Raw genomic sequence first — 9936 nt, forward strand, 5'->3', positions numbered from 1 at the left:
ATCTGCCTCGCGCCGATCGAATGTGCCGGCAACAGAGTACTTGGAGGTATCGTCATTCAGCTGCTCATGCAACAGTGCCCAATGGCCCCGCAAGCCACTCCCGTCACGGTGGTCACCCGACAACTGAGTACGAAGGCGGCGCACTTCCTCATCCTTACCTTGATTGATCGTGCCGCCTGGAAGCGTGCTGAAGCGAGAACCGGAATGTTCATCAAATACCGAACCAGACCAGGACAGCTCGCTATTCCCCGTAGGTCGCCAATCCACACGTACGGTGGCATCACTGCGATCATATTCATCCCCAGGGCGGGCCCAGGTTTCAGGTTGCGGATCAATACCGTCAGAGTGTTGTGACGAACCGGACACTCGCACACCCCAGCGCTTATTACCCGCCGAGACCACTGCACGACCGCTGTAACGAGCCGCATCCCATTTATCACCGGAGGGGTTCTGATCACCATAGGTGCCTGCATCAGCCGAAAAGACACCTTTCACCCCCTTATTCACACCACGGGTAATCACATTTACAACGCCCCCCATGGCAGCACTACCGTACTGGGCAGAAACCGCCCCCTTCACCACCTCAATCCGCTCGATATCCAGCACAGCAAGTTGGCTCACATCTACGGCAGAGCCAGTGGTTGCACTCATAGGCATTCCATCCACCAGCACCAGCACACGATCCGCATCAATGCCCTGCATCCACACTTCATAACCGGGCTTGCCGTGTATCTCGCGCAGCTGCAATCCAGGCACGTTAATCAATGCTTCTTTAAGATTCCGGGCATGGGTTTGCTCGATTTCATTGGCGGTCACAACCTCAGTTCGCACTGGAGTATCTAGAACCGTTCGCTCGCTGCGCGTTCCAGTAATTACCAACTCATCGAGGTAACCGGCGGCATGTACCGGTGCCGGCACTACAACTAAAGTAAATAATGCAATGGAACACATACCGGAAACTGGCCAACGATGAACAGAATATTGCACAAGAACCTCATAGTCACAAATACGAATGCGTTAGATTCTTATTCAATACCTGACTCAAATCAAGACTTTTCTGATAATGAGATTCATTTCTATTTAACTGAGGGTAGCTAGGTGTGAGAAAATCAGGGAGGATAAAAACAGAACAGCCCGGCGAGTGCCGGGCTGTTTCAGGGTGTGGCTAGAGCAAAAACTGTTAGTGAGTTTTTTGCTCTTCTCCGGCAGCCTCGTCCTGCTTACGCTGCAGAGCCTGAGCGTAAATAGCATCGAAATTAACCGGTGCCAGCATCAGCGCCGGGAAGCTACCTTTGTTAACCACACCATCGATTGCTTCGCGAGCGTAGGGGAACAGAATGGTTGGGCAGTAAGCACCTAGCATCTGGCCCAACTGAGGCCCTTCAATGCCAGCGACTAGAAAGACGCCTGCCTGTTGAATCTCAACAATGTAAGCGACCTTTTCATCAATTTTCGCCGTAACAGTCAGAGAAAGGACAATCTCATACTGATTATCGCTAACCTTAGTGTGTGCGGTATTCAGGTCCAGATTCACCTGTGGCTTCCATTGCTCTTGAAATACCACTGGAGAGTTCGGCGACTCAAAAGACAAATCCTTCACATAAATACGCTGAAGGGCAAATTGGGCTTGGTTTTCGTTGTCATTGCCTGCGGCGGCTTGCTGATTCTCAGCCATGTTCAGTCCTTTCCCTTTCGTAGAGAGTCGTCGATTGGGCTCAAGGCCCATTGTTATGGTTGCATCTGCCTAAACAGTCTACTGTCTGGCGGCGCTTGGTTATGTGAAACAGTGCGGCAGATCGGCGCACAGATCAAGTTATGCTGACGCCTTTACTTCTTTACCAGCGGCAAATTGCTGGCTTTCCAGTCGCCGACACCACCGTTGAGGCGGACTACGTTAGCGTAACCCTCTGCGTTGAGCTGCTTAACCGCCATAGCGGAATGCTGGCCCATTTTATCTGCGACGATAATCTGCTTGTCTTTGTGCTTGCTTAGTTCGGCCGCACGACTTTTCAGGCTATTCAGCGGGATATTGATAGAACCGGTAATGCGGCCCTCGCCAAACTCTTTGCGATCACGGATATCTACCACTATGGCCTCATCCCGGTTAAGCAGACTAACCGCACCCTGGGCTGAAATTTTAGCGCCGCCGCGCCGGGACTCCAATACCAGGATAGCGACCAAAAAGGCCACAAACAGCGAGGCGAGAACGTAGTGGCTAACGACAAATTCAAACAACCGATCCATGAGGTGACCCTAAAAATAAGTTTGGGCGGATTATACACAGCCTGCTCGCCGGACAGAAGGCGACCATACAGGTGACGACTGTGGCCTCAAAGTGCAAAAATGGATAAGCTTCATAATGACTTCTGTAAACTTACCGAAACTCTACTCCCGGACTGAATAATGACAGCATTGCGCAAGCCGACAGCACTGATAATTCTAGACGGCTGGGGCCATCGTGATCCCGCCGAAGATAACGCCATCAGCAACGCCAATACGCCCTTCTGGGACAAGCTCTGGGAGTCTAGGCCCAGCACCCTCATCAATACCTCCGGCATGTTTGTAGGGCTGCCCCAGGGCCAAATGGGTAATTCGGAAGTCGGGCACATGAACCTGGGGGCAGGCCGCGTGGTTTACCAGAGCCTTACGCGCATTGATAAGGATTTGGAAGAAGGAACCTTTAATGAAAACAACGCCCTGTGTTCGGCAATCGACAAAGCCGTAAGCAATGGCGGAGCCGTTCATCTAATGGGCCTGCTTTCGCCCGGCGGAGTTCACTGCCACGAAGATCACGTGCTCGCAGCCGCTGAGCTTGCCGCCTCACGGGGCGCGAAGGAAGTGTACATTCACGCTTTCCTCGATGGCCGCGACATGCCACCACGCAGTGCTCGCCCTTCCCTTGAAAAGGCCGCTGCGAAACTCAAAAGTCTTGGCGTAGGCCGTGTGGCATCCATTGTTGGCCGTTACTTTGCCATGGACAGGGATAACCGGTGGGATCGAGTTGAATCCGCCTACAACCTGATGACACTGGGTGAATCAGAATTCACCGCAACCGACCCGCTTTCAGCTCTGGAACAAGCTTACGAGCGCGGCGAAAATGATGAATTTGTAAAACCAACCCGCATCCAAAATGCCGGCGAGACTGCGGGCACCATTAACGATGGCGACGCGGTATTGTTCATGAATTTCCGCGCCGACCGTGCCCGGGAAATGACCCGTACATTTGTAGGCGAAGGTTTTGATGGGTTCGAGCGCCGGAAACAACCAAAACTGGCCGACTTTGTAATGCTCACCGAGTACGCGGCGGATATCAAAACCTCGTGCGCCTACCCGCCAGCGAAACTGGTTAACGGCTTGGGCGAGCACATGGCCGAGCTTGGCAAAACCCAGCTGCGCATTTCCGAAACTGAGAAGTACGCCCACGTAACCTTCTTTTTTAATGGCGGACAGGAAGCACCATTCGTGGGCGAAGACAGGATTCTGGTGCCTTCCCCAAAAGTAGCGACCTACGATCTGCAGCCGGAGATGAGTGCGCCTGAGGTAACCGACAAACTGGTAGAAGCCATCAAGAGCGGCAAGTACGATCTGGTGGTGTGCAACTACGCCAACGGCGACATGGTTGGCCATACTGGAAAACTGGACGCAGCCATTAAGGCTGCCGAGTGCCTTGATCACTGCGTGCAGCGCGTGGTCGAAGCACTGGACGAAGTGGGGGGTGAAGCACTGATAACCGCAGACCACGGCAATTGTGAACAGATGACAGACCCCAATTCTGGCCAGGTTCATACCGCGCACACCATCGGGCCTGTTCCTCTTGTTTACACAGGCAACCGCAAGGTTAACCTGCAAAACGACGGCAGTCTGAGCGATATAGCTCCTACCCTGCTTGCACTGATGGGGCTGGAACAGCCGAAAGAAATGACTGGGCACAGCCTGGTCAAAATTGGTTGATTCAGGAACAGGCCTTACCATTGCGACTCATTGCAGTACTGGCACTGACACTCACGTTTACACTGGGTGCAGCGTCGATAGCGTTCGGAAAAGAGGTCACGCCAGCCCAGATTGAAGCCCTCAAGGAGCGCATTGAGGACATCGATGACTGGCTGGCCGATGCCGAGAAGGATCGCTCCACGTTGGAGCGAGAGCTTACTGCGGCCGAACGTACGATCAGCCGGCTGACTCGCGAACGCCGGTCTTTGCGGGAACAGGTAAAAAAGCAGCAGCAGCGCCTTGCCAAGCTTCGGAGCGAGGAGCAAGAACTGGCGCGAACGCTGGATCGCCAGCGTGAGAGTTTAAAAAAGCAGATTCGCACCGCCTGGATGGAGGGTGACGCTCCCGCTGTAAAAGTGCTACTCAACGAGATCAGCCCAGACAACATTGCCCGGACAATGACCTACTACGAATACCTCAGCCGAGACACCGTCGGACGCCTGGAAACTTTTCATAAAAATCTTGAGGAGCTCAAGGTTACGCAAGCCGCCGTTCAGAACACCCGAGCCGAGCTTGCGACAACTGAGGAAGGCGTTATTAAACGCCAACAAGACTTAAAAACGTCCCGCCAGAAGCGCAAAAAGACACTCGTGGCCCTTAATCAAGACATTCGTACCCGGCGGAGCGAAAAAGATGATCTGGAATCTGATCGCAAGCGATTGGAGAAGCTTCTGTCTGAAGTTCAACAAGCCATCGCAAACATCCCCTCCCCCAACGAATCTGAGCCTTTTCCATCACTGCGAAATAAGCTGCCTTGGCCGGCACAAGGTAAGGTGATCAGCCGGTTTGGTGATAAATATGCCGATGGCAAACTGCGCAGGAATGGCTTACTCATTCAGACAAGCGAAGAAGCCGAAGTAAAAGCCATTCATTATGGCCGGGTTGTGTTTGCCAACTGGCTTCGAGGCTTTGGGCTGATAACAATTATTGATCACGGTGATGGCTACATGACACTCTATGGCCATAGCAGCAGCCTGTTCACCAGCCCCGGCGACTGGGTTGCAGCGGGGGAAGCCATTGCACAAGCAGGCCGCACCGGCGGAACCGACACTCCGGCGCTTTATTTTGAGGTTCGCCACAACGGCAAGCCAGACAACCCGGGGCGCTGGCTGGCCAAGTGAACACCCGCAGCGGGGCTGACAAATGCGCCCGCTGACGCCATACTGTCGGGAACGGGGAATTTAGCCCAGCTTTGCGCTCAACTCTCAGCTTAACTATCGGAATAACCACGGGATATGTGAATGAATCGGGTCCAAAGCACACTCAAAGCCTCACCTTTGCGCTCAGCCATCCTCGCGGCCTGCTTCATTACCTTTCCCGGACTGGCTCTCGCCCAGGACAACCCTTCGGGCGACACGCAGCTTCTGGAAGGCATTCAGGACGGTGAGCGCGTTGAAATCACCCTACCCGATCCGGAAAAACAACTTCCTCTGGACGATCTGCGCAAATTCACTGAGGTTTTCAGCCGCATCAAGGCAGCCTACGTTGAAGAAGTAGACGACCGAAAGCTGCTGGAAAGTGCCATTAAGGGCATGCTCTCCGATCTCGACCCGCACTCTACTTACCTAGCCCCGAAAGACTATGAAGAACTTGAAGAAAGCACCTCCGGCGAATTTGGCGGCCTGGGCATTGAAGTGGGCATGGAGAACGGCTTTATCAAGGTTATCGCGCCGATTGACGACACGCCTGCCCAGCAAGCGGGTGTTCAGTCGGGTGACTTGATTATCAAACTCGACGAAAAACCGGTGAAAGGCATGGGCCTGGAAGAAGCCGTTCAGCTTATGCGCGGCAAACCCGGCACCATACTTACACTGACCATTATGCGCGAAGGTGAGAACGGCCCGGTAGAGATTGATGTCGAACGGGACGTTATCAAAGTAACCAGCGTAAAGAGCCGCATGATCGAAGACGGCTACGGTTACGTGCGCCTAACCCAGTTCCAGGCGGAGACCGGTGGGCAGTTCACAAAAGCCCTCAACGAGCTCAAGGAAGATAACGGCAGTGATCTGGACGGACTGGTTCTTGATCTGCGCAATAACCCGGGTGGCGTGCTGCAGGCGGCCGTTGCCACCGCTGACGCGCTGCTAGACGAAGGGCTGATTGTATACACCGAAGGCCGGATCCAAAGCTCCCGCCTACGTTTCAGCGCCAAAAACGGCGACGTTATGGCTGGCACACCCATTGTTGTTCTGATCAACGGCGGCTCTGCGTCTGCATCGGAAATTCTTGCAGGTGCGCTGCAGGATCACAAACGGGCCGTGATCATGGGCACCCAGTCCTTTGGCAAGGGCAGCGTTCAGACGGTTATCCCACTGGATGAAACCCATGCTATCAAAATGACAACCGCGCGCTATTACACGCCCGAAGGGCGCTCTATACAGGCCACAGGCATCAAGCCAGACATTGAAGTGAAGCCCGCAGAGCTGAAGGAATTGGATGGTCGGCCATTCTTTACCGAGGCGGATCTAAGCGGCCACTTGGTCGGCCAGGATGAAGAAACCGAAAGCGGCGATCAGCAAACGAAGCCTGAGAACCAAACCGGTTCCATTGCCGATCGCGACTACCAACTGCGCTCAGCACTCAATTTGCTGAAAGGGCTGCAAATCCTGAATCCAAAGGGAGCTAGCACAGAACAGTGAAGGTTCTCTTTAATCTAACCCTAGCGCTGGCGGCCCTGACCAGCTTGGCCGCCAGCGCCGTATCGGCAGAGCCAGCCAACAGCGAGATCCCACCGACCATTGCCATCATTATTGATGACATGGGGCACAATCTGCACGAAGGTGAGCGCCTGGCCAATCTGGATCAGCCACTGACTTTGGCATTCCTACCCTATCGCCGGCACACAGATACTCTAGCCCGCTTGGCTCACAGCCGTAGCAAAGAGATCATGCTGCACGCACCCATGGCCAACACACGGAATTTTAGCTTGGGGCAAGGTGGGTTAACGGCAGATATGGATGAACAGAGCCTAACAACCACTCTGCGCCGGGCCCTACAGTCCATCCCCTATGTACAGGGAGTGAACAATCACATGGGCAGCCTGCTAACCCAGCAACTCAAACCCATGGACTGGGTGATGAAAGAGCTTTACCGCTATCCCGTTTATTTCGTCGACAGCCGAACGATTGCCTCATCAGTTGCGGGCAATGTTGCTGAGGCCTATCAAATCCCCACCATGACACGGGACGTGTTTCTGGATCACGAGCAAACAGAAGAGTTTGTAGACCGGCAATTCAAGGAGCTTATTCGGCGAGCGAAGGAAAATGGCAGTGCGGTTGGTATTGGCCACCCCCACACGGTGACCGTAGATTATCTCGAAAAACATCTTCCGTTACTGGATGAGCAAGGCATAGCCATCGCCACAGTAAGCGGGCTTTGGGCGATACGTAACAACAATCAGAGGATGTTTGCAGAAGGGGAAAAGCAGACCATCCGGCCTGCTTTCGCTAAAAAACACTAATCCCGAACTTCGATTCCCTGGGCCTTCATGAAGGCCTTGGCTTCGGGAATGGTATGCTCACCAAAGTGAAAAATGGACGCCGCCAGCACCGCATCGGCACCACCTTTGGTTACACCATCAGCCAAGTGTTGTAACTCGCCCACGCCACCTGAAGCAATCACCGGCACCGTTACCGCATCGCTAACGGCGCGGGTAACGCCCAAATCAAAACCGATTTTAGTGCCATCTCTGTCCATACTTGTAAGCAACAGCTCGCCGGCACCCATGTCGACCATTTTTTTGGCCCACTCCACGGCATCCAGGCCTGTTGGCTTTCGCCCGCCATGGGTATAGATTTCCCAGCGTGGCTCTTCGCCTTCAGCGTTAACCTGTTTGGCATCAATTGCAACAACAATGCACTGACTGCCAAACCGCTCTGCGGCTTCGCGCACAAGCTCCGGATTGAATACCGCAGCCGTATTAATGGCTACCTTATCGGCACCCGCGTTCAGCAGTTTGCGGATATCTTCCACCGCACGAACACCCCCGCCAACGGTTAACGGAATGAAAACTTCCGCCGCCATGCGCTCTACGGTTTCGTAGGTTGTGTCGCGGCTCTCGCTGCTTGCGGTGATATCCAGAAAGGTTATTTCATCAGCGCCCTGCTCGTTATAGCGGCGGGCCACTTCCACCGGATCGCCAGCGTCGCGAATATCCACAAAATTCACGCCTTTTACAACACGCCCCTTATCTACATCCAGGCAGGGAATAATGCGTTTTGCCAGTGCCATACAATCTACCTTTCTCAGCCTTTTGGGATGCTATAAAGAGCGCTATAAAGAGTGTTATATAGAGTTTTCAAAGGGTGTCGCAAAATGCTTGAGCTTCTGCAACGTCAAGCGTGCCCTCATAAATCGCCCGACCAGTAATCGCGCCGACAATGCCCTTATGGGCAACTGGCGCCAAGCGTTTGAGGTCATCCATGTTGGTCACACCACCAGACGCAATAACCGGAATACCGCCAGCTTCTGCCAACGCAGCCGTAGCTTCCACGTTAACGCCCTGCATCATGCCGTCGCGGTTTATGTCGGTGTACACAATTGCTTCCACGCCATCACTAGCAAAACGCTTGGCCAAATCGGTTGCCATTACTTCAGATACTTCCGCCCAGCCATCTGTTGCTACGCGGCCATCTTTGGCATCCAGGCCAACAATAATGTGGCCGGGGAAGCGCTTGCACATTTCTGTTACAAACTCGGGTTCTTTCACGGCTTTGGTGCCGATAATCACCCACTGCACACCGGCTTTTAAATAAGCCTCAATGGTTTCAGCAGAACGAATACCGCCACCAATCTGAATCGGCAAATCCGGGTACTTGCGGGCAATAGCCTGAACAATTTCGCCGTTCACCGGCTCGCCAGCAAACGCACCGTTCAGATCCACAAGGTGCAAACGGCGAGCACCGGCTTCCACCCAGCGGGTGGCCATATCAACCGGGTCGCCACCAAAAACGGTGGAATCTTCCATTCGGCCCTGGCGCAACCGCACGCATCTGCCGTCTTTTAGATCAATGGCGGGAATAATCAGCATGTTCCATTCCAGTCAGTAAAGTTCTTGAGGAGTTGCAGCCCTGCCCCGGCACTTTTCTCCGGGTGAAACTGCACAGCAAAAATATTGTCTCGGGCCACGGCAGCCGCAAGGTCGACACCGTAATGAGTGCGCCCGGCAATATCAGCATTGCCTTGGGCTTCTGCGTAATAGCTGTGCACGAAATAGAAACGATCACCGTCTGGGATACCCTGCCAAAGCGGATGCGACTTAGCTTGGAACACCTCGTTCCAACCCATGTGAGGCACCTTCAGGCGCTCGCCGTTTTCCACCAGATTATTGCCGAAGAAACGCACCTGGGAGGGGAACAGATTAATGCTGTCGACACCGCCGTTTTCTTCGCTGCGAGACATAAGAGCCTGCATGCCCACGCAGATCCCGAGGAACGGACGATCAAGGGACACTTCCCGCACCAACTCATCCACGCCAAGCCGGCGAATCTCCGCCATGCAATCGCGCATGGCGCCAACGCCGGGCAGAATCACCCTGTCGGCTTCACGAATTTGATCTGCGTTGTCGGTTACCAGAACTCTGGTATCCGGGGCCACGTGCTCTACCGCCTTGCGGGCAGAGTGAAGATTCCCCATGCCGTAGTCGATGATGGCAACGGTTTTCATGGTTAGTGCGGTGTCCTGTAGTGATTAAAAGCGACTAAGGGCGGCTAGGAGTAGCTAATTACAGCGAGCCTTTGGTCGACGGGGTAACACCCGCCATGCGCTCATCCATTTCAACTGCCATGCGCAGCGCACGACCAAATGCCTTGAACACGGTTTCGATCTGGTGGTGGGTATTCTTGCCCCGCAGGTTATCGATGTGCACTGTCACCATGGCATGGTTGATAAAGCCACGGAAAAACTCTTCAAACAAATCCACATCAAAGCCACCCACAACAGCGCGGG

General features: G+C 53.9%; 10 protein-coding genes and 1 pseudogene. 4 read left to right on the plus strand and 7 right to left on the minus strand.

Going from position 1 to position 9936, the window contains the following annotated elements:
* The 3 genes from ACTH3S_RS16435 to ACTH3S_RS16445 form a co-directional block, all read right to left on the minus strand.
* A partial coding sequence (locus tag ACTH3S_RS16435; protein ID WP_441810101.1) for a TonB-dependent receptor plug domain-containing protein occupies positions 1-951 on the minus strand: 951 nt, incomplete at its 3' end.
* Positions 952-1180: 229 nt separating this feature from the next.
* Complete coding sequence (gene secB / locus ACTH3S_RS16440) at positions 1181-1675, minus strand: protein-export chaperone SecB (protein ID WP_441810092.1); 495 nt, start codon at positions 1673-1675, stop codon at positions 1181-1183.
* A 152-nt stretch (positions 1676-1827) separates the two neighbouring features.
* The gene (locus ACTH3S_RS16445; protein ID WP_441810093.1) at positions 1828-2244 is read right to left on the minus strand and encodes a rhodanese-like domain-containing protein; all 417 of its coding nucleotides are present in this window, start codon (positions 2242-2244) and stop codon (positions 1828-1830) included.
* A gap of 159 nt (positions 2245-2403) precedes the next feature.
* Here ACTH3S_RS16445 and gpmI point away from each other — a divergent pair, with 159 nt between their 5' ends.
* The 4 genes from gpmI to ACTH3S_RS16465 all read left to right on the plus strand — a co-directional run bounded on the left by gpmI (position 2404) and on the right by ACTH3S_RS16465 (position 7450).
* Positions 2404-3951, plus strand: a complete 1548-nt coding sequence (gene gpmI / locus ACTH3S_RS16450) for a 2,3-bisphosphoglycerate-independent phosphoglycerate mutase (protein ID WP_441810094.1) — start codon at positions 2404-2406, stop codon at positions 3949-3951.
* Positions 3952-3971: 20 nt separating this feature from the next.
* Positions 3972-5111 carry a murein hydrolase activator EnvC family protein gene (locus tag ACTH3S_RS16455; RefSeq protein WP_441810095.1) on the plus strand — a complete coding sequence of 380 codons (1140 nt, stop codon included), beginning with the start codon at positions 3972-3974 and terminating at the stop codon, positions 5109-5111.
* A gap of 120 nt (positions 5112-5231) precedes the next feature.
* Complete coding sequence (locus tag ACTH3S_RS16460) at positions 5232-6629, plus strand: S41 family peptidase (protein ID WP_441810096.1); 1398 nt, start codon at positions 5232-5234, stop codon at positions 6627-6629.
* Positions 6626-7450 (plus strand): divergent polysaccharide deacetylase family protein, encoded by an 825-nt coding sequence (locus ACTH3S_RS16465; protein ID WP_441810097.1) that lies wholly within the window; start codon positions 6626-6628, stop codon positions 7448-7450. The genes ACTH3S_RS16460 and ACTH3S_RS16465 overlap by 4 nt, the downstream gene beginning before the upstream one ends.
* On the opposite strand, the gene hisF is transcribed toward ACTH3S_RS16465, so the two are convergent.
* The 4 genes and pseudogenes from hisF to ACTH3S_RS16485 form a co-directional block, all read right to left on the minus strand.
* A complete protein-coding gene (gene hisF, locus ACTH3S_RS16470) occupies positions 7447-8220 on the minus strand; it encodes an imidazole glycerol phosphate synthase subunit HisF (protein WP_441810098.1) in 774 nt (257 codons plus the stop codon). The two genes, ACTH3S_RS16465 and hisF, sit on opposite strands and share 4 nt — an antisense overlap.
* Positions 8221-8287: 67 nt before the next feature.
* Positions 8288-9019, minus strand: coding sequence for a 1-(5-phosphoribosyl)-5-[(5-phosphoribosylamino)methylideneamino]imidazole-4-carboxamide isomerase (gene hisA / locus ACTH3S_RS16475; protein WP_441810099.1), 732 nt, complete (start codon positions 9017-9019; stop codon positions 8288-8290).
* Positions 9013-9654 carry an imidazole glycerol phosphate synthase subunit HisH gene (gene hisH / locus ACTH3S_RS16480; RefSeq protein ID WP_441810100.1) on the minus strand — a complete coding sequence of 214 codons (642 nt, stop codon included), beginning with the start codon at positions 9652-9654 and terminating at the stop codon, positions 9013-9015. The genes hisA and hisH overlap by 7 nt, the downstream gene beginning before the upstream one ends.
* A 58-nt stretch (positions 9655-9712) precedes the next feature.
* Positions 9713-9936: pseudogene (locus tag ACTH3S_RS16485) on the minus strand (imidazoleglycerol-phosphate dehydratase); the annotation flags it as partial.

Origin of the sequence: Marinobacter sp. (genome assembly GCF_052094685.1) — a bacterium.
Lineage (GTDB): Bacteria > Pseudomonadota > Gammaproteobacteria > Pseudomonadales > Oleiphilaceae > Marinobacter.

What these genes read in the sequence shown, in the direction of transcription:
- hisA (WP_441810099.1), bottom strand. Translation starts at nt 9,019, where the DNA reads ATGCTGATTATTCCCGCCATTGATCTAAAAGACGGCAGATGCGTGCGG.
- ACTH3S_RS16460 (WP_441810096.1), top strand. Translation starts at nt 5,232, where the DNA reads ATGAATCGGGTCCAAAGCACACTCAAAGCCTCACCTTTGCGCTCAGCC.
- ACTH3S_RS16445 (WP_441810093.1), bottom strand. Translation starts at nt 2,244, where the DNA reads ATGGATCGGTTGTTTGAATTTGTCGTTAGCCACTACGTTCTCGCCTCG.
- gpmI (WP_441810094.1), top strand. Translation starts at nt 2,404, where the DNA reads ATGACAGCATTGCGCAAGCCGACAGCACTGATAATTCTAGACGGCTGG.
- hisH (WP_441810100.1), bottom strand. Translation starts at nt 9,654, where the DNA reads ATGAAAACCGTTGCCATCATCGACTACGGCATGGGGAATCTTCACTCT.
- hisF (WP_441810098.1), bottom strand. Translation starts at nt 8,220, where the DNA reads ATGGCACTGGCAAAACGCATTATTCCCTGCCTGGATGTAGATAAGGGG.
- secB (WP_441810092.1), bottom strand. Translation starts at nt 1,675, where the DNA reads ATGGCTGAGAATCAGCAAGCCGCCGCAGGCAATGACAACGAAAACCAA.